Source organism: Arthrobacter sp. QXT-31, assembly GCF_001969265.1.
Classification (GTDB): domain Bacteria; phylum Actinomycetota; class Actinomycetes; order Actinomycetales; family Micrococcaceae; genus Arthrobacter.
Map to the genome: position 1 here is coordinate 3,661,465 of NZ_CP019304.1, position 23,113 is coordinate 3,684,577.

The window sequence follows — 23,113 nt, forward strand, 5'->3', positions numbered from 1 at the left end:
TTTGCCTCTTGGCAAATGTGGGATCAGCAAGGCCTTCCCCCAAATAACTTTCTGTAGGAGAAGAAATGCCCCCGAAGACTCGTGGCGCGGTTCGCAAGCCGCGTAAGAAGGACAAGAAGAATATCGCGCTTGGCCAGGCGCACATCAAGAGCACGTTCAACAACACCATCGTGTCCATCACGGACCCGACCGGTGCTGTGATCTCCTGGGCTTCCGCCGGTGAGGTTGGATTCAAGGGCTCCCGTAAGTCCACCCCGTTCGCTGCGCAGATGGCTGCCGAAGCTGCCGCCAAGCGTGCACAGGAGCACGGCCTGAAGAAGGTTGACGTGTTCGTCAAGGGACCGGGTTCCGGACGCGAAACCGCGATCCGTTCGCTGCAGGCTGCCGGCCTCGAGGTTGGCTCCATCCAGGACGTCACCCCCGCCGCCCACAACGGCTGCCGTCCGCCGAAGCGCCGCCGCGTCTAAGTACTTTTCGCAGCTTGGAGCTTGCCCGGACCCGTTTCGGGTCCGGGCAAGCCCAGCGCGTTAAGTCCTCAGACCGATTTTCCACCACCTGTGTTGCGTCATATAGCGGATGCTCGCCGAAAGGAAACCTAAGTGCTCATTGCACAGCGCCCCACCCTCTCCGAAGAGGTCGTCTCCGAAAACCGCTCCCGTTTCATCATTGAACCGCTGGAGCCGGGCTTCGGATACACCCTCGGAAACTCCCTCCGCCGTACCCTGCTCTCCTCCATCCCCGGTGCCGCTGTAACCAGCATCCGGATCGATGGCGTGCTGCACGAGTTCACGACGGTTCCGGGTGTCAAGGAAGATGTCACCGAGATCATCCTCAACATCAAGAACCTGTCCGTGTCCTCCGAGCACGACGAGCCGGTTGTTGCTTACCTGCGCAAGCAGGGCCCCGGAGTCGTCACCGCCGCGGACATCGCTCCGCCGGCCGGCGTCGAGTTCCACAACCCGGATCTGCACATTGCCACGCTGAACTCGAAGGGCAAGTTCGAACTCGAACTGACCATCGAGCGCGGCCGCGGCTACGTTTCGGCAGCTCAGAACAAGTCCGGCGACGCAGAGATCGGCCGTATTCCGGTCGACTCCATCTACTCGCCGGTGCTGAAGGTTACTTTCCGCGTGGAAGCCACCCGTGTTGAGCAGCGCACCGACTTCGACAAGCTGATTGTCGACGTCGAGACCAAGCAGGCCATCGCCCCGCGCGATGCCGTTGCTTCCGCTGGCACCACCCTGGTGGAACTGTTCGGTCTGGCCCGCGAGCTGAACACCGCAGCTGAGGGTATCGAAATCGGCCCGTCGCCGACGGATGCTGCCCTGGCAGCAGACATGGCTCTGCCGATCGAGGATCTGGACCTCACCGTCCGTTCCTACAACTGCCTCAAGCGTGAGGGCATCCACACCGTGGGTGAACTCGTTGCCCGCTCCGAGGCTGACCTGATGGACATCCGCAACTTCGGTGCGAAGTCCATCGATGAGGTCAAGGCAAAGCTGGTTGAACTGGGCCTGTCCCTGAAGGACTCCCCTCCCGGTTTCGACCTCGCTGCCCGCGCCGCAGCCATCGAAGAGGACGACGCCGCGTTCAGCGACGACGAGCTCTAACAAGCAGATCTTGGCCGAGGGGCTGGCCCGCACCGCGTTGTGCGCAGCCTCCCGGCTTCCATATGAGGAGAAACAATTATGCCTACCCCCACTAAGGGTCCGCGCCTCGGAGGCGGCCCGGCTCACGAGCGCCTGATGCTCGCGAACCTGGCTTCCGCACTGTTCGAGCACAAGCGGATCACCACCACGGTCACCAAGGCCAAGCGCCTGAAGCCGTACGCAGAGCGCCTGGTCACCTTCGCCAAGCGTGGCGACCTCGCTTCCCGCCGCCGCGTTCTCGGCCTGATCAGCAACAAGGGCGTCGTCCACGAGCTGTTCACCGACATCGCCCAGGCTGTGGAGAACCGCAACGGCGGCTACACCCGCATCACCAAGATCGGCAACCGTAAGGGCGACAACGCTCCCATGGCTGTCATCGAGCTGGTTCTGGAGCCCGTTTCCGCCAAGCAGGCTGTTGTAGCCGAGGCCACCCAGGCCGCCGCTGCTGCTGCTCCGGCTGCTGAGGAAGCTCCCGAGGCAGAGGTCACCGAGACCGAAGCTGCTGAGACCGAAGCTGCAACCGAAGAGGCTCCTGCCGCTGAGGAAGCTCCGGCTGAAGAGGCTCCGGCCGAGGAAGCTGCTGCTGAAGAGGCTCCTGCCGACGAGGCCAAGGACGCGAAGTAATTCGCTAAATCCTTCGCATAGACTTGAGTCTATGACCCACCAAAAACCCGCTGCCCCCGTATTGGGGGGCGGCGGGTTTTTGCGTATCCGGCTGGATCTCGCGTACGACGGCGGCCCGTTCAGCGGGTGGGCAGTGCAGCCCGGTTTGCCGACCGTTCAGGGAGTTCTGGAGGAGGCGCTGGAGCTGCTGCTCCGCCGTCCGGTACGTGTCACGGTGGCCGGGCGCACCGACGCCGGCGTGCACGCCCGCGGCCAGGTGGTACACCTCGACCTCACGGAAGCCGAGTGGCTGGGACTGAGCCGGGGTGCGGCAATTGATCCCGCCGTCGCCCTTCTGCGCCGCCTGCGGGGTACGCTTAGCCGGGGGCTGGGGGACCAGACCGGCGCGATCGTGGTGCACCACGCGGCTGTTGCGCCCGAGGGTTTCGATGCGCGCTTCTCAGCCCTGTGGCGCCGCTACAGCTACCGCATCGCTGATGGTCTGGAGAAGTGGGATCCGCTCAGCCGCTACGACACTCTGTGGCACAAGGATCCGCTGGACGTGGACCTGCTGAACGAGGGTTCCGCGCAGCTGCTGGGCCTGCACAACTTCCTGTCTTTCTGCAAACCGCGGGAGGGCTCCACCACCGTCCGTGAACTGCAGCGTTTCGAGTTTTCCCGCGGTCAGGACGGCGTCATCGTTGCCACCGTCCAGGCCGATGCCTTCTGCCACAACATGGTGCGGGCGCTGGTGGGGTCGGCCCTGTACGTGGGGGAGGGGCAGGAGCGTCCGGAGTGGCTGCACGAGCGGCTGCTGGCGAGGAAGCGCGACGCCCGGTCCGTCCTGGCCGCGCCCCACCCGCTGGTCCTGGAGGAAGTGGCATATCCGTCCGACGGCGAACTGCTGGCCAGGGCAGAACTCACGCGGGCGCTGCGAGAGTAACGCCCGGTCCGCGACCTTGTGTTGCAGGACGTGAGGGTGGTCCCTCGTTTACGCGTATCCGGCTAGTAGGCTGGGACGCAGTCTTAAGTCATGCGGTCCTTACAGGGGGTAAGGGATGAATGATCGTCGCGTTGTTGTGGTCATCGAGCGGGATGCGGAAGTCCGCTCGCTGCTGGAGGCCACGCTCGGGGAAGCCGGTTTCGAGGTGCATTGCGCTGCCACCGGTGACGCCGGGATTGCTTTGGTGCGCGCAAAGCAGCCTGACACTGTCACGCTGGACCTGGTGCTTCCCGGCATGGGCGGCTACGAGGTGCTGCGGCGCATCCGGGAATTCAGCCACACCTACATCCTGGTGGTCACAGCGCGGAACGACCTTGGGACGACGCTCCGGGCCTTCGACGCCGGGGCTGACGATTACATGGTCAAGCCCATCCGGCCCCGGGAACTCCGCGTCCGCGTTGACGGAATGCTTCGCCGGCCCCGGGAGCTGACGGTTCCTCCCATCGTGACGCCGCGGGAACCGCCCCTGGTTTCCCCACGGCTCCGGGCTTCACGGCCGGTGCCCCGGGCCCAGCCGGTGCGGACAGAGCCCCGGCCGAGTCCAAGGTTGGGGCCGCGCCCACAGCCGGTCCCTTCGTCGAGCGTACTGGCCGGCCTTCCAGTGGCCCAGGACCCGTCAGTGGCGAAAGCCTATGAGCACAAGGGGCTGGCGATCGACTGTGCAGCGCGCGCCGCAACCCTCGGCGGCCGTGCCCTGCAGCTGACCCGCACCGAGTTCGACCTTCTGTACATCCTGCTGCAGCGCGGCAGTGGCATAGTCACCAAGGCGGAACTCGCCGGGCTTCTAGGCCTCGTGAAGCGGGAAGCCGGCAGCCCGGACAGCCCCGGTGGCGGGACGCGGGACCCCGGCCGAATCGTCGAAACGCACATTGGTAACCTCCGCCGCAAGCTCGGCGACGACGCCCGTCGCCCCCGCTGGCTAAAGACGGTCCGCGGCGCAGGGTACACCTTGGCGTAGGGGCTGGCGGCGCGTCCCTGCAAACGGGGGACACGCCGGGGAGGTTACAAGAAAATAACAAGGCAGCGGGCGCACCTTTAATGCATGAAATCACTTACGAGCGACGACGTCGTTGCAGTCCGTGGCGTTCTGACCGATACGCATCCGGTTGATTTCTATGCGCTTGGCGTCGCGGGGGCGATTGACCGTTTGGCCATCCCGCTGCGCGAACGCGGGATCACCGTGCACCTCGAGGCGCCCCATCACGGCATGGAAGTGGACAGGAAGTCTGCCACGCTGCTCTACCGGGCGGCGCAGGAGCTCCTCAGCAACATCCATAAGTACGCCGAGGCGTCTACCGTGACCGTTCGGCTTTGGTGCGTCTGCCGCTCAGGTGACAACCACGCTATCCAGCTCCGCGTGACCGACGACGGGGCCGGCTTCGATGTCGAGGCCGCAACCCACGGCAGGCATTCGGGTATGGGGCTGCGGCTCATGCGCCTGGCTGTAACTTCCGCGGACGGTCAGCTGGCAATGGAGTCGTCCCCGGCGGGAACATCCGTCACCGTGACCCTGCCGCTGGACTAGGGCGGATTGTCCCTTATCTCCGTTCTACGCTGCAGCGGATCGTGACCTAAGAGGCCATGGACCCGCCGGCATGGGTGGTTCCAAGTCATCGGGAGCCAGCAGTTCGTCGAGAATCACCGTGCGCTCGACGGCGCTAATGTCGTTGGGCGCTTTGGACGGGTCGAGGCCCTGGCTGCCGACCTGGTCCGAGTGGCCCTTGAGCCCGTTCAGGCTATCGAGATCGTCTGGCGTATGTGGAGGGCCGAGCGAGTCGGGCGGCTCCGGCTGGCGGAGCGGTGCGTCGAACCATTCCGGACCTTCGGAACATAGCAGCGACTCTGGCAAGTCGTGGCCGAGTGGCAGGTCGAGCGAGTCCGGTGATTCTGACCACTCGGGCGGCTCTGGCCCGGCTTGGCCTGGCGGGGCGTCGAACGAGTCCGGGGACTCTAGCCACTCGGGCGGTTTGGGCAAGTCGTGGCCAGGTGGCGCGCCGAACCAGTCGGGCGGTTCCGGCTCGGACAAGGCGGGACCTGGTGGCAGTTCCGGGCCGTCTTGGCTGGGTGGCGCGTCGGACCAGCCCGGCTGAAAGTTGTCCGGCGCAAAGTTGTCTGGCACAAAGTTGTCCGGCCAGGTGGGTGGTTCCCAGTCCTGGTGTTCGGCCGGGTAGTGACGTCCGGATGGGGAGATCCAGCCGGGCGGGCTCTCCCGGGTGGCGCCGACCGGTCTCCACGCGGTGGCGTGTTTGAGGCGGTGGTGTTTGGGGCAGGGTTGGCCGAGGTTGGTGACGCCGGTGCCGCCGCCGTCGGCCCAGGCGAGGATGTGGTCGGCGTCGTTGTCGAGGGAGTGGTTGTTGCAGCCCGGGAAGGTGCATTTGGCGTCCCTGAGGCGTATCCATTGGCGCATGGGTTTGGTGAGCCGGTAGCTGGTGCGGCCGATCTCCAGTGGCGCCCCGTCGCGGGGGTCGGTGAGGACCCGGAAGAAGGATGTTGCGCCGTTGGCGACGAGCCGGCGGGCCATGGAGGCCGGGATCGGCCCGTACCCGTCGAGTGTGGCCGGTTCCTCGGTGTGTCCCAGGAGCGAGAACACCGGAACCATGACCAGGACCTGCGCCTGCGGGGACGGCCCGTCACCGGCCGTCATCTCGCCGGCCGGGAAGGAACCTCCGGGGAAGGAGCTTCCTTGCCCGGAACCAGCTGCCCCACCGGTAATCCCCGGGGCCGGACGGAGCAGCGAGGTGGAAAAGACGTCGGCCCGGAGCTGGGTGAGGGTGCGGGTTTCGTGGAGCCCTTGAAGACCGCGTGCGATGGCGGTGGTGCGGTTCCAGATCCCGGCGGCCTGGTCCGCGGGCAGGAACGCCGAGATCCACGCCATGCCGTCCCGGTCCGGGGAGTACTCCAGCCGCCGGTCCTTCACGTTCCTGGAGTGCCGTTTTTCGATGCTGTCCTGATGGTGCCGTTCCCGCCAATACCGTGCCTTGGCCCGGAACCTCGCCGGTGCCAGTTCCCCGGCCGGACAGCCCCGCGCCGCGTTGGGAGCGCCCGGGTCCAGGAAGTGGGCCTCAAACGCTGCGGCCGCTTCCGGTGACAGCCCGTCGGTTTCGTCGCACATGATGCGCCCGTGCTGCCAGGAAAACGTTCCTGCCCCCATCGCAGCCAGCGTCAACGGCAGATCCCTGCTTAGCCTCGCGGACTCGGCCAAAAAGCGCGCCGCAGCCCCTTCGCTCACCGTCAGGGCACACGCCACCGACGCGGTCACCGACATCTCCCGGGCCGCGCTGGCGGACAGGCGCTCATCCGGCGCCGCCATCGCCGCCTCCGCGGCAGCGAACCCGGTCCCGAGGTGCACCTTCACGGCCGCAAGCCGGGCTTCCATCCCGGCCGCCTCCGTCAGACCAGCCAGGAACACATCCGACCGCACCTGCAGCGGATCCGCGTGATCCTGCAACGGATCCGTACCCGCCAAGGCCGGGTCAGCGGTCCTGCGGAGCTCAGCAGCCAGCGCCAAAGCAGAGGCCCCAAGAGCCTCCAACGCCTCCGCAGCAGCCGCACTGTTGTCCATGAGGAGAGCATGCCACTGGCCTACAACGAAAACGACGGGGTCCCGAGCCTATGTGGAAAACCCGGTTGTGGAAAACCCAGTTGTGGAAAACCGAGGCGTGGAAAACCCCTCAACCGACGTTTACCGCGTCAGGACTCCGCTGACCCTTCGGCCGGCAGCGTGAGGGTGAAGGTGGTGCCTACGCCGGGTTTGCTGTCGCAGGAAATGTCGCCGCCGTGCCGCTCCACGATGGTCTTGGTGATGGACAAACCGAGCCCGACCCCGGGAATAGCAGCCTGGCGCGCCGCCTGGCTGCGGAAGAACCGGGTGAAGATGCGCGACGTTTCCTCCTCGCTGATCCCCATGCCCGTGTCCTGGACCTTCAGCTGCACCCACGAGTCACGGCGCCGGGCACTCACGGTGACCTTGCCGCCGTCGGGAGAGTATTTGATGGCATTGGAGACCAGGTTGTCCAGGGCCTGGCTGATGCGGAGGGGATCGGCGTGAGCCCACAGGGGAGCTGGGACGTCCGTGGCAAGGGAGACGTTGCTGGCGTCGGCCTGGGCCTGGACGGAGCCGATGCTGTTTTCGATCAGGCCGGCGAGGTCCGTCCGGCGGGGATGCACGGCCAGGACTGCGGACGCCGACACCAGAAGCTCGGAGACCAGGGAAAGCAGCCGTTCGGCATTACGCTGCACAACTTCCAGGCGGTGTACGGATTCGGGGGACAGGGCCTCCGCTTCGTCCAGCACCAGGTCCACGTTGCCCACCAATGACATCAGCGGGCTGCGGAATTCGTGGGAAACGTTGGAGATCAGCTCCTCCTTGGCGGAGAGCGCCTCCACCAACCCAGTGACATCACTGAAGACGATGACCGCCCCGCTGAACCCGCCGTCGTCGTTCTTGATGATCCGTGCAGCAGTGGCGACGGCCCGCTGCGAAGCACCCTCGCCCAGCCACACCAGATAGTCCGCGAAAGTCTCGCCGGCAATGGCGCGGCGGATGGGGCGCTTGTCCAGGGGGAGCGGGGTCACACGGTCCTGGCCGAACATGAGCTGCTCGGCTTCCCTTGGCTGCTCCACGCCCGGAGGGGCTGCTGCCTGCCTGAAGGCTTTCTGCTGGTCGTTAACCAGCACCTTCTGTCCGTCGGCATCCACCGCCACTATGCCGACGTCGGTGGTGTCCAGAATGGTCTTGAGCAGCCGTTCGCGGTTCCTGCTTTCCCCGAGCAGTTCGCGGAGCTCGGCGTCCTTCTGCTCCAGTCTTTGGCGCTGCAACCGCACATTCGCGCTGGCAAATCTGATGGCCACCGAGACGGCCACCATCATTAGCGGCAGCAGAATTGCCGTGGCAATGTCCGAAGGTGAAATGTTGGGAAACTTTTGCAGAAGAGTGGGAATGCCGATGAGGAGCGGGCCGAAAAAGCTCAGGAATATGGTGGTTCGCGGGAAGGTGTCGGAGCTGGAAAGCCAGATCACCGGAAATATCGCCAGAACTCCGAGTCCGGCCACGGCTGGAACGGCGCCGTTGCGGGCGAGCCCGATGATCACGAGATCGAGTATTGGAATAACCAGGTAGGCGTTGGGCGGCAGCCGTTCCCAGGGAACCAGAAAGCAGCCGAGAAACGTGGCAACCATCATGACGATGGCGGCGATAAACACGCTGCTCTGGATCAGGGTGGGCCACACTGCGGGGGCGGCGATTGCCAGCGCGGCGAGAATAACCGTTACTGGGAGCTGGCAGAGCGCCACCTGGACCCGGGGCTTTAGGCGGCGGAAGAATTGGTCCGTGTCGCGGACCAGCACCTGCTCACCCAACGCGGCCGCGCCCGGTACCCGGCTGCACTTCAGAATTCCAGGACCACTCGTGGTTAAACGAACACATGAAGCCCATTATGCACAGCTATTCTTCGGTATTTGGAGGGGACGGCACCACTCACCGGTGTGCGACTAAAAGATATGGGCAATTTTCGCTCTTTGGGGGCTTCTACGTTGTAGCGTAGGTAATCTGGTAACGCTTACCGCATTGCGCTGGGCTGTGCGGTGGTTTTACCTGGATATGAGGTAGTGGTGGGTGATCTTGGTGGCGCCGGGGTTATCGAGGACGACGTTGATGTCCGGAATCTCCTCGACGCGGTTTTGCAGCAGGCAGGTTTTGAAGTGCACTCGGCCGGCACCGGCCGTGACGGGGTCGACGTCGCAAGGCAGCGCCAGGCAAACGTAATAACGCTCGACGTCGGTCTTCCGGACATTGACGGTTTTGAGGTCCTTCGCCGCATCCGGCAGTTCAGCGACGCCTACGTCGTGATGCTCACCGGCCGGAATGACGAGCTGGACACGATTACGGCGCTTCAGGGCGGCGCCGACGACTATATCGTCAAGCCCTTCCGGCCGCGTGAACTGCGTGCCCGCATCTCGGCCATGCTGCGCCGGCCCCGGGTGGCTTCGAGTGGTGCCGGTGAGACGACTGCGCCTGCGGCGGAGCCGGCGGCCGGCGGTTCTTCAGGGCCGGGCGGTGCCCGCAGAAGCACGGTGCTGCAGCACAACGGGCTGGCGCTGGATACGGAAACCCGGACCGTGGCACTGCGCGGCACGCCGCTCGGGCTGACCCGGAGCGAATTCGACCTGCTGCACGAGCTGCTGAGGGGAACGGGCGCCGTCCGGACGCGGGCCGACCTGGTTCGTGTGGTGCGGGGCGAGTACTACCGCGAGGACACCTACATCAGTGAAGCGGACGAGCGGGCCGTGGAAGTCCACATCGGAAACCTGCGCCGCAAGCTTCGCGAGGACCCGCAGGATCCCCGCTGGCTGGTCACGGTGCGCGGCGTCGGCTACCGGCTGGCACCGAAGCGGGCGGAGTAGGGTATGGGGCGGAGGCTTAGGCCTCCGGGCGTGCCGCTACAGGCTTCAGGCCTCCGGCGGCAGGTAGCCCTGCTTCAGGCCGCAGACGGTTTGTTCGCCGGTCAACGCCACGAATGGCAGCAGCCGGCGTACAGCGGACAGGTCGCCGTTCTTGACGAGGCGTTCCAGGTTCACCGCCAGCTGCGCCAGCCGTGAGGCTCCCACCATCAGGGCGGAGTTCTTCAGGCTGAGCACGGCGTCCATGGCGGCGTCGGCGTCGTCATCTGCGATCGACGCTTCAAGGTAGGTCCGGCGCTTGTTCCAAATTTTGATGTAGTCCCTGGCGAAGTTGTGCGCTATGCCGGTGCTGCCCATGTCTTCTTCGAGCTCGCGAAGGACGTCAAGATCCAGTACGGGCAAGGTGGCACTCTCCGATTCGTTGTGATGCATGCCACCTGGCCCCGCGGACGCCGGTGAACAGACGCCGTTGGCGCTGCTGTCGGCTGCTTCGGAACCTGGGAGGGACATGACTTAAGGCTACTTTCTCAGGTTGGGAAAACCCTGATTGAGCTTGGATCCTGTGGAAACCCTGCGGGTACCTTGTGTTGGGGTAAATCCCGCGGAAGCCCGCAGTTTACTGGTTCGCAAAGGTCTCGATGGTGTTGATTACGGCCGGGCCCAGGATGGCAATGAAGAGGACCGGGAAGATGAAGAACAGCAGCGGGAACAGGATCATCACCGGCAGCTTCATGGCCTTCTCCTCGGCGCGTTGGCGGCGCTTGACGCGCATGACCTTGGCCTGGACGCGGAGCACCCGGCTGATGGCGATGCCGTAGGTGTCCGCCTGCACCACGGCCTGGACGAAGCTGCGCAGTTCGGGGATATTGGTGCGCTCGGCCAGGGCGACATAGGACTCACGGCGGCTCCGGCCCACCTGCATGTCCTGCAGGGTCCGGACGAGTTCCTCGGCCAGCGGACCTTTGCCGTTCTCGCCGGCGCGGGCCATGGCTCCTTCGAAACCGAGGCCTGCCTCGACGGAAATCAGCATCTGGTCGAGGGTGTTGGCGAGTTCCAGCTGCATGGCCTTTTGCCGTTCCTGGCCCTTGCTATAGAGCATCAGGTCCGGAATGAAGTAGCCCAGGAACAGGACGAAGATGCCCACGAGCTTCATGATCGGCGTCGTTCCAATGGAACTGATGTACAGCCCCAGGAGGCCGCCGACCAAACCCAGTGCCGGCTTGGTTGCGAGCAGGCGCCCAAGCGGCATCGACGTCGGGCGGCCCGCCAGGGCCAACAGCCTGTCGAGCTTGTGCACGTAGCCGGCCGGTGTGAGGCGGTAGCCGATCTTTTCGATGAGGCCGCTGTTCGGCTTTTTCTCCACCTCGGCGCGGTGCAGGCCGCGGGTCAGGATGTCCCGCGTGTGGGCCAGCGCCTTCCGGTCAACGGATAGGAAGGACCATGCCAGGTACGCGAGGGGGAGGCAGATAAGAAGCAGCGCTAAGAAAATCAGGGGATCCACAGTGGCCTCAGAATTTCAGATCGATGATTTTGCGCATCCACAGACCGCCAATGGTCATGAGGATGACGGATGCCACGATCATGATCCAGCCGAGCGGGTTGCTGAACATCTTGTTCATGTACCCCGGGTTGACCAGCGAGAGCATGACCACGATGCCGATGGGGAGAGCCATGAGGATGTACGCGGAGAACTTGCCCTCAGCGGCCAGCGACTTGATGTGGCCCTTGATCTCGCTGCGTTCGCGGATGGTCTCGTTCACCTGGTCGAGTACCTCGGCAAGGTTTCCGCCCACTTCACGGTTGATCTGGATGGCCTGGGAAATCCAGACGAAGTCCTCATTCTTCATGCGGTCGGCAGTGTCGTTGAGGGACACGAGCAGGTCGCGTCCCAGGCTGGTTTCGGAGACGATGCGGCGCATTTCTTCCGACGTCGGAGCCTGAGACTCGGTGGCGGCGGCGTCGATTGCCCGCAGGATACTGTGGCCTGCCCGGAGGCTCCCGGACAGCAGCTGCAGGGTGTCGCCGAGCTGCTCATCGAACTTTGTCCGCCGCTTGCCGGCGAGAAAGCCCAGCACGAGGTGGCCGACGAAGGGTGCGGCGATGACCAGCAGAATGGCCAGCAGCGGTCCGGCGACGACGAGCCCGATCAGGGCGCCGACGAAGGCGCCCAGCATGACCAGCAGGATGAACTCAGCCTGGCTGAGCCGGAGGCCGGCGTTCTCCAGGCTTTCACGGTTGAAGTAGCGGACGTTCCTCTTGGAGAGGACGCGGTCGATGGACTGGACAGCACTGCCGGCGAACCGGGTGAGCTGAGAGTCCGCTTCCGTACGGAAAGGACGACGCCGGTCAAGCGGCACTGTGGGAGTGCGCGGAATGAGCACCGCCACGCCGCCCAGCAGCACAGAAGCAACCACAAGGATGACTCCAAATGTCACGAGCATCAGAGTCAGTACCTTTCCGGTGAAGCTGGAGCTGCTCCGAAGACGCCAGCCGAGACGTGAATGCCGAGGTCTTCAAAGCGGTCGATAAAGCGCGGTCGAATGCCGGTCGGGACAGGCTTGCCAAGGAACTTGCCGCTCTGGTCAACGCCGGCCGAGTAGTCGAAGACGAAGGCATCCTGGAGCGTGACGATATCGCCCTCCATGCCCTGCACCTCAGTGACATGGGTAATGCGCCGGGAGCCGTCGCGGAGACGTGAGATCTGGACAATGAGGTTCACCGCGGAAGCGATTTGCTCGCGGATTGCGCGCAGCGGCAGGTCCATTCCCGCCATGAGGACCAGAGTCTCCAGGCGGGCAATGGCATCGCGGGGGGAGTTGGAGTGCACGGTGGACAGCGAACCGTCGTGGCCGGTGTTCATGGCCTGCAGCATGTCCAGGGATTCCCCGCCACGGACTTCACCCACCACAATCCGGTCCGGGCGCATACGCAGTGAGTTCCGGAGCAGTTCGCGGATGGTCACCTCGCCTTTTCCTTCCGTGTTTGGGGGTCGGCTTTCCAGCCGGACAACATGTTCCTGCTGGATCTGGAGTTCCACGGCGTCCTCGATGGTCACGATGCGCTCGTTGGCCGGCAGGAAGGACGACAGGACGTTGAGTAGAGTCGTCTTACCGGTGCCCGTGCCGCCGGACACGATGATGTTGAGCTTCGCCTTGACGCAGGCGTTGAGCAGCTCGGCCATTTCCGGGGTGAGCGTGCCGAAGTCGATCAGGTTCTGGACCGTGAGCGGCACCTTGCTGAACTTACGGATGGTCAGCGAGGAACCGCCGACGGCGAGGGGAGGGATGACTGCGTTGACACGTGAGCCGTCCTCCAACCGGGCATCGACCAGCGGGGATGATTCGTCAATGCGGCGGCCCACCTTGGACACGATGCGCTCGATAACCTTCCTCAGGTGCTCCTCCGAGCTGAACCGCGAATCCGTCAGCGTGAGGTTGCCCTTGCGCTCCACGTAGATCTGGTCCATCCGGTTCACCATGATTTCGGTGACGGCCGGATCGTCGAGGAGCCGCTGGAGCGGACCGTAGCCGAGCACATCGTCCGCCACGTCTGCCACCAGGCGCGTCCGCTCATCCGGAGTAAGCGGCACTTGTTCGGCATCGATGATGCGGATGAGTTCGTCACGCGCGGTCCGGCGGAGTTCCTGTTCGGTGAGCGTCGAGTCATTGAACCGCGCACCCATCCGCTCGAAGAGTGCCGTGGCGGCACGCTGCTTGAGGGCAGCAAAAACGTCAACCGGCTGCTGGGTCTTCGCTTTGAAGGGCTCCGCCTGTCCTGCGCTGGTCGGCTGCACCGGTGCTGCCTGCACCGTCTGGCGGCGGCCCGTTGCTGGAGGCAGTAGAGCCGTAGGCGTGGACAGAGCATGCTCCGTCCCAGCGTCTCGGACCGGTGCCGTCACCGTAGCGGGTGCCGGCTGTGCCTGAGCCGCTGCCTGGGCGGCTGCCGCTTCGGCGGCACGCCGTGCTGCACGCGTCTGGTACGCAGCCACACCTGAGATTGCCCGTGAGCCACTGGCTACCGACGGCGCAGCTGCTGACTGGACCGGGGCGGGGACGGCGCGCATAAGGGCTGGCTCGGAAGCAACCTGGGCGGGAGAACGCGTCGGTAGCGGCGGAAGATGCATCGGGGCACCCGGAACTTCGGATTTCAGTTGCGCAGCCTGGATGCGCTCAGAGAGCTTCATCTAGACCACCACCCGACGGTGAGCGCTCCGCTGCTCCTTGGCGCCGGAGGCCGGACCCAGCCGGTCTACCAGCTGGCTCAAACCTTTGGCGGCGGGATCCTTCTTGGAATCCAGCAGGACGGGCACGCCACGGTTGGTCGACAGTGCCACGGCGCGTGAACGGGGGACGCTGACGTCCACGGGGGCTCCAATCGTAGATTCGATGTCCTGCACTGAGAGACCACATTTGGAATCGGCCATGTTCAGGACTACGTGCCGGCCTTCCGGGAGGATTTCCAGCTGACGCAGAATGTCCATGCCTGAACGGAGGCCACGAACGCTGGGGATATCCATCGCGCTGACCCATACTGCGTCTGTGCAGGCTTCCATTGCCGCAAGACCGATTTCGGGCAGGCCCGGGGCGGTGTCCACCACGACGTACTGAAACTCTTCGGCCAACTGTTCGAGGAGGCGGGTGACCTGTTCCGGGGTGATGTAGTCGGCCTCGACAGGGTTCAGCGGCGCACAAAGTGCATAGATGCTGGCAGGGTGGACGGTCAGAAAGGCCTTGAGTACCAGGGTGTCCTGGGCCGCGGCGGGGGAGACTGCGTCAGTGACGGTGTGCGCCGGATTCAGGTAAAGGCCGGAGGCCACGTCGCCAAACTGCAGGTCCAGGTCCACCAAGACCACACTCATGGGGGCCAGCTTCCCTAGCCCGACGGCGAGGTTGGTGGCAATGGTCGTCTTGCCGACGCCGCCCTTGGGCGAGAAGACGCCGATGACGGCGCCCTTCTGGTTCTCCGCCGGACCTTGCTGGTCCACCCGGTGCCGGTTGGCGAAGGACTGACATGCGCGTTCCAGCAGCACCCGCAGCTGGGCGGGATCCGCAGAGGGGCTGAGGACGTCCCGGACCCCGGCCCGCATGGCCTGCAGGATCAGGGTGGGGTCTGGTTCGTTGACCAGGAGCACCATGAGGTCCGGCACCTGAACGTCCAGCACTGTGGCCAGGCGGAGCGCCTCGTCGATGGGCAGATCGGGGCCGAGGATGAGGACCTCGGGCTGTTCCTGGTTCAACTGGGCGAACAGGTCGTAGGGGCCTGCTGGCAGGATGTTCGTGAAGAAGGTCTGCACACCGCCCTGCAGCCCGCCGGCCACGGCCTGGCGCAAGCGGCCGTCGAAGTCCGCGTTCGGAGTGATCAGGACGAAGCGGCTCACTTGTAGACCTCACTCCGCTGAATGATCCGGGGGCCGCTGTCCTTGGCATTGGTCGGCTCCTTGCTGAGCCACATCTTGGCGTACTCGGCAGCGAAGACGATTTTGGCCGCATCAACATCATTGACGGCGACGGTGAGCATGAGGGAGCCCGTAGGAAGCGTGGTGTCCTGGGGATCGGCAGCATTGGGGTCCGCGCTCGCAGTGGGTGCCGGCTGAGCGGTGGCAGCAGGCTGGGGTGCGCGCTGGACAGCAGTGACGAGGGCTTTGCGCACCGTCAACTTGGTGGCTTCTGCATCACTCTTGCCTTCCACGCCGCCCTTGTCGAGGCTGACGAAGACGCCCACATGGTCACCAGGAGCCAGCCGTCCACCAACGACACGATCCGGCTCGAGCTGGAAGGATACTTCCTGGAGGCCCGCCGGGATCTGTACTGAGCCTGCGGCCTTTACATTTTCGGGTGCAACGAGACGTTCGGAGACCAGCTGCTCGCCGGGTACCAGGTCTACGGCGGCAACCTTGCCCTTGGAGGAATCCAGTGAATTGAGCGAGGATTCGGGAACAGCAGATGCAGGCAGCTGCTCGGTGACGAGGGAAGCGGCCATGGATTCCACAGGCGTTCCCGCCGGGATAGCCGTCTTCACCACGAGGACTTCCACGGGCTCAAGGTTCTTGACGGCTCGCTGGTCTGCGCCCTGGGCATAATTGATGACGAGCATGGCTCCCACGAGGGCGAGAACTACTGCTGCCGCGCCGGCCAACAACCGAGACTTCACGAACTGCTCCTGACGATCTTAGAGTCGCTTAATTGCATGGTTTAGCTGGTAAGTTCCACGACCGTGGCACCATATGGGCTGACGGGTCCCAGCTTGTAGCCGTCGGCCAGGGAAACGTATTTAACGAATTTCCCGATAATTCCCCTGCAATCACCCTTACATTGCAGGTTCTTGTCAGCATTTGACGCGTTGTTGTATACCAAGGGGAGCTTGTCCGCGCCGCTGAAAGCCCAGCCCTCAACACTGAAGGAGGCGAATGCCAGCAGATCGTAGGAGGCGCCGGAACCTGTTCCGCTGACGTCCTCATAAACGGGCAGCAGCACGGTGACGGGTTTGCCGGCGCTCAGGTCTGTGGCCCACTTGTTCAGGATCCCGTCGCAATTCGAGGGACCATCATTGCCGGTGTCGCTGCCACTCTGGTTGATAGCTAGATTAACCAAGCCACCGCACTGTCCGGTGCTTTGGACAATCCAGGCAAAGCCACCAGGGACAGTCTTTCCGGCAGGGCCAAGATTGCAATCGGTGTTTTTATTGGACGTGTGGTTCTGCAACAACTGCGTGGCGCCGTCCACCATGCCTGAGACTTGGCAGACCGAAAAAGCCAAAGGGAAAGGGGTTATGCCCTCAACCGGGCTGCCCCACCTGACACTGGAGTTGGCATTCACCTCGGCGCTGGGGATACCCAGTACATTCGCAAAGAAGAGCGAGACTGAATTGGGAGCCCCGCCAATTTCTTTAGCCCCGGCAGCCACCGTGACAGTGCGGTTGACCTTGTCGAGCGCGACCGACTTTATGTTGCTGAGATTATCGACGGCGTTCTTGTTGGCCAGGTCTGCGGCCAGAGGAGAAGTAGCCGAGCAGTTGGTGTCTGATTCATTCTTGGCGCATTTCTGCGCCATCATGAGCGCGGCGGCGTCGGAGCCATTCTGCAGCTGAGCTCGCTCGGAATAGAGTCCTGCCACATCGATGGCTAGAGCTGCAAAACCCAGCAGCACTACCATCAGGATGGCAACGACGACGGCGATTCCGCCGCGTTCCCCGTCGTTGCCAGAAGCTAGCCGCCGCACAGCATGGTTCCTCTCCCCGTCATAGCAAATGGGCCGGCGATGCCCGTCATAGTGCTGAGGTTGTAGCTGATGGTAACCGTCACTTGAGATCCGACCGTGCAGTTGGCAGCGCTGAAAGAAATGTTGCTGTCGGCTAAGGCGGGGCTCAGTTGAGCTGCGGCATTCTTGGCGGCCGTCTTGGCGCTGGCTTGGCTGTTGTTAATCGCCATCGCTCGGACGCTCTCGCGGGCCGAATTGGTCAAAGTGGTTTGCACGTTGTAAGCGCGCCCAAATTCCATGATGCCAAGCAGAATCATAATCAGAACGGGCGCCAGTATGGCGAACTCTACTGCCACAGCCCCGCGCTCTGATACTTGTGCCATTAGTTCATTCCTCGAATCCTTGAAATGCATGAACTAACAAGCGTGAGCAGGGCGGCTGTTCGCGTCGCCCTGCTCACGGCTCGCATGCCCTGAACTAGCCAGCTGCAGGAGCTGCAGGAGCAGGCTTAGGAGTGCAGGTGCCATCGCCTGCCTTGGCGCCAGCAGCGTAGGTGCCCCCAGTGACGGAGCACTGGGTCTGGGTGAAAGTATCTTTCATGCCGCCGCCGAGCAGCGTTACGGCAACAATGATGACGACGGCGATCAGGGCGACCATGATGCCGTATTCAACCGCGGTGGCGCCGGTCTCGTCACGGCGGATGCGAATAGCAAACTTGTTGAGGAAAGAACGCATTTTTTACTCCTGAGCGAGTGTTGGAAAGCTGGTCCATCACCAGCTCTGTAAAAAAGTTAGCAACGGAATTTCGCCGAAAGTCCGTTCCTTGCCACATCCTGAGCCAACCCTGACCGTCCTGCGCATTTCCTGCGCTTGCCCTGTGCAAACCTTGAAGCTTGAAGCGTTCCGCACGCGAGGAGGACAGCAAAGGACCCCCTCGGTACTGGGATCCGAGGGGGTCCGGTCTTTTGTGCGCCGGCTGACGCCGGGATTGCTTCGCTCTAGGGAAACTACCCCGTCACAATGTACCCATGAAGTTATTCATGACATTGATGGCCGCGGGACCGATTATCACCGTGAACAGAGCCGGCAGAATACAGAAGAGCAGAGGAAAGAGTACTTTCACCGGAAGTTTCATGGCCTTCTCCTCTGCCCGCTGGCGTCGCTTGACCCGCATCTGCTTGGCCTGGACGCGGAGTACAGACGCGATCGCAATGCCATACGTATCGGCCTGGACGATGGCCCGGACGAAACTGCGGAGGTCGGGTACCTCCACGCGTTGTGACATGGCGATGTACGATTCCTTGCGGCTACGGCCAGCCTGCATATCCTGAAGAGTCCGGACGATTTCCTCTGCCAGCGGACCTTTGCCGTTCTTGCCGATCCTTGCCATGGCCGCCTCAAAACCGAGCCCAGCCTCAACCGAAATGAGACATTGGTCCAGCATATTCGGGAGTTCAAGGGCTATCGTCGATTGCCGTTTCGCTCCTCGACCATGGACGAGGATGTCCGGGACCATGTAGAGCAGGGCCGTCACAAACAGAGACAACAGGAAGGTCCCGAGGGACGGCGAGCCCAGGAAGAACATCAGGCCGAAGAGTGCGGCCACGAGAGCTAAGGCGGGCTTAATAACAAGCAGCCGGGCAAGCGGCATGCCGGAAGGACGTCCAGCACGAGCGAGCAGCTTGTCGAGCCACGATATGTAGCCCTTAGGGGCCAGTCTTTCGCCGATTTCGACAAACCGTGCTGGCTGGGACTCAGCTGCGCGATTATTCTGGACGCCCTTGCTCCTGCGAATATTCAACCGAACAGCGGCGAGACCGGCACGGTCAACCGAAATGAGTGACCAAGCCAAGCCCGCTATGGGAACAACAACCATAGCCACGCTGAGCCACGCGATTACAGACATAGCATCCCCCTAGAATTTGATCTTGATGACGCGGCTGAGCCAGAAAGCGCCGAGTGCAAGTGACATGATGCCGCCGATGGCCATTGCCCAACCGAGGATATTGGTAAAAAGAACTCCGATGTAGCCGGGACTGGCTATTTGGAGAAAGACGAACATGCCGACCGGAAGCCCGATCAGGATGTACGCAGACAATCTGCCTTCCGCGCTGAGCGCCCGAACCTGGCCCTTGATCTGCGCCCGTTCCCTGATTGTCTCGGCGACGTGGTCCAGGACCTCGGCTAGATCGCCACCGACTTCGCGATGAATTTCGATGGCCTGAGACGTCCACTCGAAGTCTTCGCATTTCAGCCGACGGGATGCATCGACGAGGGATTCCTTCAGATCGCGACCCAATCGATTCTCGGCGACGATGCGGGCAAATTCTTCGGAAGTTGGCGACTCGGCTTCTGTCGCTACAGCGTCGATAGAACGGAGCAAACTGTGGCCTGCTCGCAAGCCTCCAGAGAGCATCTGTAGGGTGTCCCCCAATTGCTGGTCAAAATTCGTTCGACGACGGGCCGTTAGTATCTTGACGGCGATCATGAATCCGAAAGGCCCCGTAGCAAGCGCTAGGATTCCTATCAAGATCCCGCCCAGAACGAAACCGACGAGCCCGGCTGCCACCGAGACACAGAGAACGAGCAAATTGAAGTCCGCTCGCCGCATTTTGATTCCGGCTTGCTCCAAGGCGTCCCGCTTTCCGAAGTTCGCCTTGTCCCCAACTGCCCGATCCATCATTCCCGAAGCAGTATTCGCGACCTTGGAGAGAACGCTGGGTTCATCGACGGCGCCGGGCCGCCTGCGTGATAAAGCAATGCCTGTACGACGACCCGCGGGCAAGACCACCACGGCAATGCCGATGGCGATAAAACATAGCCCCAGTCCTAGGGCCAGGAACAGCGGTCCCGAAGAGATCATCGGTAACCGCCTCCTCCGAAACTCGAACCGAAGACCGCAGGCGAGATTGGTATGCCAAGCTCGGCGAAACGATCCACAAAGCGGGGCCGCACCCCGGTTGGCACGGGCCTGCCCAGGAAACGGCCGTTGGCGTCCACGCCGGCACTGTAGTCAAAAACGAATGCGTCCTGGAGCGTAACAACGTCGCCTTCCATACCTTGGACCTCGGTGACATGCGTGATGCGCCGGGTGCCGTCCCGCAGCCTCGAGATTTGGACGATGAGATTAACTGCAGAACAAACCTGCTCCCTAATGGCCCGTAGGGGAAGATCCATGCCAGCCATAAGGACCAGCGTCTCCAAGCGGGATATGGCGTCCCGCGGGCTGTTGGAGTGGACGGTCGAAATGGATCCGTCGTGCCCGGTGTTCATGGCTTGGAGCATGTCCAGGCATTCGCCACCACGCACTTCACCGACCACGATCCGGTCGGGGCGCATGCGCAGGGAGTTTCGTACGAGATCGCGGATGGAGATCTCGCCCTTACCTTCGATGTTCCGGGGCCGACTTTCGAGCCGAACAACGTGGTCCTGTTGCAGCTGAAGCTCGACAGCGTCTTCAACCGTGATGATTCGCTCATCGGACGGAATGAACGAGCTCAAGACATTTAGCAGTGTTGTCTTTCCAGTACCGGTACCACCCGAAACGATGATGTTTAGCCGTGCGCGAACGCAGGCGTGGAGAAGTTCGGCCATTTCCGGGGACATTGTGCCCAGGGAAATCAAATTCTGGATCGTCAGTGGCGTGTGCCCGAATTTCCGGATCGTCAACGACGAACCGCCGACCGCGAGCGGCGGGATGATCGCATTGACGCGGGATCCATCGGCCAAACGGGCGTCAACCAATGGGGACGACTCATCGATCCTGCGCCCAACCTTGGAGACAATGCGCTCAATGATTCGCCGCAAGTGCTCCTCGGAGGTGAACCGGACAGTGGTGGGGGACAACTTGCCTTCGCGCTCGACGTAGATCTTGTCGGGGCCATTGACCATGACTTCAGTGATGCTCGGATCGTCCAGGAATCGCTGAAGCGGTCCGAGCCCGATCACGTCGTCGATGATTTCCTGGACCAAACGCGTTCGCTCGCCGGCCGACAGGGGGATTTCGTCCTCCTCGATGATGGTGCGGAGCTCGTCCTTCACATATTGGTGGAGTTCGAGTTCGTCCATGCTGGATTCTGTGATTCTTGATCCCATGCGTTCGTAAAGGGCTATGCTCGCCCGGTCCTTGACACCGGTCATGGCGTGGCTGGCATCACCGAAATGTGTGGGCATGTCCGCGACCATTGCGTTCGGAGAGGGGCTGGCGGCGCTCGCCCAAGGTCCTTCGTCAGGGACACTCCGAAGTGGCATCACGGGTTCCGTCCCGGAGACGGCCCCCAGCCGCTTTGACAGATTCATGACACTACCGCCCTTCTGTGAAGTTTCTTGTGCGGGCGGTCATCCCAACCCGGTTGGAAGCGTTCAACCAACGATCGGAGGCCTTTCGCGGCGGGTTCCCTCGCACCTTCCTGCAGGAGCGGAACGCCCTTGTTCGTGGAGAATGGCAGGGTTCTGGACCGAGGCAAGGTAACGTCGACCGGACAGCCGATGGTTGCCTCAACGTCGTCTAACGAAAGGCCGCTCTTCCTGTCTGCGAAGTTGAGTACGACGTGGCGGGTACTCGGCACCAGCCCAACTTCATTCAGGATTCCCAAACCCGTCCTGAGACCGCGAATGCTTGGGATGTCCATTCCGCAGACCCAGACAGCATCGGTGGCACGGTCGAGTGTCGCCAGGACATGCTCTCCGAGGCCTGGAGCGGTATCAACCACAACGAACTCAAATTCGTTAGCCAGCTGATCAAGAAGGCGCCCCACTTGGTCACCGGAGATGTGTTCAATTTGAGCGGGATTGTGGGGAGCGCACAGTGCGTAGATACCTGCCGGGTGCACGGTCAGATAGGATTTCAGCACCATGCTGTCTTGGGCTGCTGCCCCCGTAACCGCGTCGGCGATAGTCTTTTCTGGTTCAAGCATGAGTCCCGAAGCGACGTCGCCGAACTGTAGATCCAAATCGACAATCACCACGCCCATCGTCGCGAACTTGCCGAGTCCAACAGCGATGTTGGTCGAAACGGTTGTTTTTCCCACTCCACCCTTCGGAGACATGACGGCGATGATTCTGCCGTTGTGCGCCTTACCCTCAACGGAGGCGCCAAGCCCTCTGCGACGGCTTGCTGCTGCGAGGCTGGCCCGCTCCAGCAGAATCCGGATCGTGTCCACGTCGGCCTCGGGCGAAAGCAGGTCCCTGATGCCGGCCCGCATGGCGGGAAGAGCCACGTCTCCGCTCCCATTGGTGACCAGCACTACGCTGACTTCCGGATACTGAAGATCGAAGAGACTCGCCATTTCGATGGCTGCTTCCACGTTGAGTCCCGGACCGAGGAGCAGTACCTCAACGAGCTCGCCTGTGAGCGTCCTGAGGATGTCGTCGGGGCTGGACGGAAGGTAGTCGGCCTGGATTGACTGCATTCCGCCATGCATGCCAACTGTCGCCTGGCGGACCCTATGCTCGAAGTCCGCGTCCGGGGTGATGGCCACGAAGCGGCTCATCGGAACAGCTCCGCTTTCTTGATGTCGACCGGTGCACTTACTTTTGCCGTGGCAGGCTCCTTGGTCAGCCACAGATCGCCGTACTTAGCCGCGAAGACTATTTTTGCCGCGTCCAGATCGCTGCGGGCGAAGGTAACGATAAACGCTCCGTTGGGCAACTGAGTGTTGGCCTGAGCAGCAGGGTCTTGTGTAGTGGAGCTGGCCTTGGCCGGTGCCCGCTGCACGCTAGTCACCAGGACCTTATGGAATACCTGCCTGGCGGTGGGGTCAGAATCCGCGCCGGATTCAGCCATGATGACCACGCCGACCGTATCGCCGGCCGCAAGGCGTCCGCCGACAACCCGCTGTGCGTCCAGTTGTACAGAAACTTCCTGCATTCCCTCAGGAACAGGCACCGATCCCGGGGCAGCCAGGCTATCCGGGTCAACAAGACGGTTGCCGAGCAAGACTTCACCGGGCATAAGGGCCACGGAGGTGACCTTGCTGTCCAGCCCGTCGAGGCTTTTTAGGGCCCCGTTGGGGACTGAAGTCGCCGGCAGAGTCTTCAATTGCGTGGCGGTCTTAATCTGGTCTAGTTTTGCCCCCTCCGGGACCTGGTTCTTTACTACGAGAACTTCGACGGGTGCCAGGTCCTTTTGGGCCCTGGCCTCCGCGCCTTGAACATATGAGACGAGCAGGAGGCTGCCGACGACGGCGAGTACCAGTGCTACGATGCCTCCCAGTAGGCGAGTTTTCACTTCTTTCCCCTTAGATAGAGAATTGGTTAGTTGT

General features: G+C 62.8%; 23 protein-coding genes. 7 read left to right on the forward strand and 16 right to left on the reverse strand.

What is annotated here, in order from left to right; all coding sequences use genetic code 11:
* Positions 1–65 precede the first annotated feature (65 nt).
* The 6 genes from rpsK (at position 66) to BWQ92_RS16665 (ending at position 4,780) form a co-directional block, all read left to right on the forward strand.
* On the forward strand, positions 66–467 hold the full coding sequence (gene rpsK / locus BWQ92_RS16640; RefSeq protein WP_003803734.1) for a 30S ribosomal protein S11: 402 nt from the start codon (positions 66–68) through the stop codon (positions 465–467).
* 132 nt (positions 468–599) lie between these two features.
* Positions 600–1,610, forward strand: a complete 1,011-nt coding sequence (locus BWQ92_RS16645) for a DNA-directed RNA polymerase subunit alpha (protein ID WP_003803733.1) — start codon at positions 600–602, stop codon at positions 1,608–1,610.
* 78 nt (positions 1,611–1,688) lie between these two features.
* Positions 1,689–2,273, forward strand: a complete 585-nt coding sequence (rplQ, locus tag BWQ92_RS16650) for a 50S ribosomal protein L17 (RefSeq protein ID WP_076801250.1) — start codon at positions 1,689–1,691, stop codon at positions 2,271–2,273.
* 31 nt (positions 2,274–2,304) lie between these two features.
* Positions 2,305–3,195, forward strand: coding sequence for a tRNA pseudouridine(38-40) synthase TruA (truA, locus tag BWQ92_RS16655; protein ID WP_172804299.1), 891 nt, complete (start codon positions 2,305–2,307; stop codon positions 3,193–3,195).
* A gap of 115 nt (positions 3,196–3,310) precedes the next feature.
* Positions 3,311–4,213 carry a response regulator transcription factor gene (locus BWQ92_RS16660; protein WP_076801253.1) on the forward strand — a complete coding sequence of 301 codons (903 nt, stop codon included), beginning with the start codon at positions 3,311–3,313 and terminating at the stop codon, positions 4,211–4,213.
* A gap of 84 nt (positions 4,214–4,297) precedes the next feature.
* Positions 4,298–4,780: a sensor histidine kinase gene (locus tag BWQ92_RS16665; protein WP_076801255.1), complete on the forward strand. Its 483-nt coding sequence runs from the start codon at positions 4,298–4,300 to the stop codon at positions 4,778–4,780.
* Positions 4,781–4,804: 24 nt separating this feature from the next.
* Here BWQ92_RS16665 and BWQ92_RS16670 read toward each other — a convergent pair whose 3' ends face one another.
* Both BWQ92_RS16670 and BWQ92_RS16675 read right to left on the reverse strand, forming a co-directional pair.
* Positions 4,805–6,817: an HNH endonuclease signature motif containing protein gene (locus BWQ92_RS16670; protein ID WP_083706342.1), complete on the reverse strand. Its 2,013-nt coding sequence runs from the start codon at positions 6,815–6,817 to the stop codon at positions 4,805–4,807.
* A gap of 128 nt (positions 6,818–6,945) precedes the next feature.
* A complete protein-coding gene (locus BWQ92_RS16675) occupies positions 6,946–8,613 on the reverse strand; it encodes a sensor histidine kinase (protein WP_076801257.1) in 1,668 nt (555 codons plus the stop codon).
* A gap of 252 nt (positions 8,614–8,865) precedes the next feature.
* On the opposite strand from BWQ92_RS16675, the gene BWQ92_RS16680 reads away from it, so the two are divergent.
* Positions 8,866–9,657 carry a response regulator transcription factor gene (locus BWQ92_RS16680; protein ID WP_076803777.1) on the forward strand — a complete coding sequence of 264 codons (792 nt, stop codon included), beginning with the start codon at positions 8,866–8,868 and terminating at the stop codon, positions 9,655–9,657.
* 45 nt (positions 9,658–9,702) lie between these two features.
* Here BWQ92_RS16680 and BWQ92_RS16685 read toward each other — a convergent pair whose 3' ends face one another.
* From BWQ92_RS16685 to cpaB (BWQ92_RS16750), 14 genes are all read right to left on the reverse strand, one after another.
* Entirely contained in the window at positions 9,703–10,164 is a 462-nt protein-coding gene (locus tag BWQ92_RS16685) for an Hpt domain-containing protein (RefSeq protein WP_083706343.1), read from the reverse strand.
* 106 nt (positions 10,165–10,270) lie between these two features.
* Positions 10,271–11,155 (reverse strand): type II secretion system F family protein, encoded by an 885-nt coding sequence (locus BWQ92_RS16690; protein ID WP_076801259.1) that lies wholly within the window; start codon positions 11,153–11,155, stop codon positions 10,271–10,273.
* Between the two features lie 7 nt (positions 11,156–11,162).
* Positions 11,163–12,095, reverse strand: coding sequence for a type II secretion system F family protein (locus tag BWQ92_RS16695; protein ID WP_076801261.1), 933 nt, complete (start codon positions 12,093–12,095; stop codon positions 11,163–11,165).
* A 5-nt stretch (positions 12,096–12,100) separates the two neighbouring features.
* A complete protein-coding gene (locus BWQ92_RS16700) occupies positions 12,101–13,447 on the reverse strand; it encodes a CpaF family protein (RefSeq protein WP_236782985.1) in 1,347 nt (448 codons plus the stop codon).
* A 390-nt stretch (positions 13,448–13,837) separates the two neighbouring features.
* Positions 13,838–15,031 (reverse strand): AAA family ATPase, encoded by a 1,194-nt coding sequence (locus BWQ92_RS16705; protein WP_076801264.1) that lies wholly within the window; start codon positions 15,029–15,031, stop codon positions 13,838–13,840.
* Positions 15,028–15,804 (reverse strand): Flp pilus assembly protein CpaB, encoded by a 777-nt coding sequence (gene cpaB, locus BWQ92_RS16710; protein ID WP_076801266.1) that lies wholly within the window; start codon positions 15,802–15,804, stop codon positions 15,028–15,030. Before cpaB (BWQ92_RS16710) ends, BWQ92_RS16705 begins: the two co-directional genes overlap by 4 nt.
* Positions 15,805–15,845: 41 nt before the next feature.
* Positions 15,846–16,871, reverse strand: a complete 1,026-nt coding sequence (locus tag BWQ92_RS16715) for a TadE/TadG family type IV pilus assembly protein (RefSeq protein ID WP_076801268.1) — start codon at positions 16,869–16,871, stop codon at positions 15,846–15,848.
* Positions 16,859–17,233 (reverse strand): TadE/TadG family type IV pilus assembly protein, encoded by a 375-nt coding sequence (locus tag BWQ92_RS16720; RefSeq protein WP_076801270.1) that lies wholly within the window; start codon positions 17,231–17,233, stop codon positions 16,859–16,861. Before BWQ92_RS16720 ends, BWQ92_RS16715 begins: the two co-directional genes overlap by 13 nt.
* 94 nt (positions 17,234–17,327) lie before the next feature.
* Positions 17,328–17,585 (reverse strand): Flp family type IVb pilin, encoded by a 258-nt coding sequence (locus BWQ92_RS16725; RefSeq protein WP_076801272.1) that lies wholly within the window; start codon positions 17,583–17,585, stop codon positions 17,328–17,330.
* Between the two features lie 280 nt (positions 17,586–17,865).
* Positions 17,866–18,756, reverse strand: coding sequence for a type II secretion system F family protein (locus tag BWQ92_RS16730; RefSeq protein ID WP_076801274.1), 891 nt, complete (start codon positions 18,754–18,756; stop codon positions 17,866–17,868).
* Positions 18,757–18,765: 9 nt separating this feature from the next.
* Complete coding sequence (locus BWQ92_RS16735; protein ID WP_076801276.1) at positions 18,766–19,713, reverse strand: type II secretion system F family protein; 948 nt, start codon at positions 19,711–19,713, stop codon at positions 18,766–18,768.
* Positions 19,710–21,023: a CpaF family protein gene (locus BWQ92_RS16740; RefSeq protein ID WP_236782986.1), complete on the reverse strand. Its 1,314-nt coding sequence runs from the start codon at positions 21,021–21,023 to the stop codon at positions 19,710–19,712. Before BWQ92_RS16740 ends, BWQ92_RS16735 begins: the two co-directional genes overlap by 4 nt.
* Positions 21,024–21,145: 122 nt before the next feature.
* Positions 21,146–22,342: an AAA family ATPase gene (locus BWQ92_RS16745; RefSeq protein ID WP_076801279.1), complete on the reverse strand. Its 1,197-nt coding sequence runs from the start codon at positions 22,340–22,342 to the stop codon at positions 21,146–21,148.
* Complete coding sequence (cpaB, locus tag BWQ92_RS16750; RefSeq protein WP_076801281.1) at positions 22,339–23,079, reverse strand: Flp pilus assembly protein CpaB; 741 nt, start codon at positions 23,077–23,079, stop codon at positions 22,339–22,341. Before cpaB (BWQ92_RS16750) ends, BWQ92_RS16745 begins: the two co-directional genes overlap by 4 nt.
* Between the last annotated feature and the right edge of the window lie 34 nt (positions 23,080–23,113).

Excerpts from the sequence above, each read along its gene's own strand:
- BWQ92_RS16730 (WP_076801274.1), bottom strand. The coding sequence starts at position 18,756 with ATGTCTGTAATCGCGTGGCTCAGCGTGGCTATGGTTGTTGTTCCCATA.
- BWQ92_RS16745 (WP_076801279.1), bottom strand. The coding sequence starts at position 22,342 with ATGAGCCGCTTCGTGGCCATCACCCCGGACGCGGACTTCGAGCATAGG.
- BWQ92_RS16720 (WP_076801270.1), bottom strand. The coding sequence starts at position 17,233 with ATGGCACAAGTATCAGAGCGCGGGGCTGTGGCAGTAGAGTTCGCCATA.
- BWQ92_RS16660 (WP_076801253.1), top strand. The coding sequence starts at position 3,311 with ATGAATGATCGTCGCGTTGTTGTGGTCATCGAGCGGGATGCGGAAGTC.
- rplQ (WP_076801250.1), top strand. The coding sequence starts at position 1,689 with ATGCCTACCCCCACTAAGGGTCCGCGCCTCGGAGGCGGCCCGGCTCAC.
- BWQ92_RS16685 (WP_083706343.1), bottom strand. The coding sequence starts at position 10,164 with ATGTCCCTCCCAGGTTCCGAAGCAGCCGACAGCAGCGCCAACGGCGTC.
- BWQ92_RS16725 (WP_076801272.1), bottom strand. The coding sequence starts at position 17,585 with ATGCGTTCTTTCCTCAACAAGTTTGCTATTCGCATCCGCCGTGACGAG.
- BWQ92_RS16735 (WP_076801276.1), bottom strand. The coding sequence starts at position 19,713 with ATGATCTCTTCGGGACCGCTGTTCCTGGCCCTAGGACTGGGGCTATGT.
- BWQ92_RS16695 (WP_076801261.1), bottom strand. The coding sequence starts at position 12,095 with ATGCTCGTGACATTTGGAGTCATCCTTGTGGTTGCTTCTGTGCTGCTG.
- BWQ92_RS16740 (WP_236782986.1), bottom strand. The coding sequence starts at position 21,023 with ATGCCCACACATTTCGGTGATGCCAGCCACGCCATGACCGGTGTCAAG.
- rpsK (WP_003803734.1), top strand. The coding sequence starts at position 66 with ATGCCCCCGAAGACTCGTGGCGCGGTTCGCAAGCCGCGTAAGAAGGAC.
- BWQ92_RS16665 (WP_076801255.1), top strand. The coding sequence starts at position 4,298 with ATGAAATCACTTACGAGCGACGACGTCGTTGCAGTCCGTGGCGTTCTG.
- truA (WP_172804299.1), top strand. The coding sequence starts at position 2,305 with ATGACCCACCAAAAACCCGCTGCCCCCGTATTGGGGGGCGGCGGGTTT.
- BWQ92_RS16670 (WP_083706342.1), bottom strand. The coding sequence starts at position 6,817 with ATGGACAACAGTGCGGCTGCTGCGGAGGCGTTGGAGGCTCTTGGGGCC.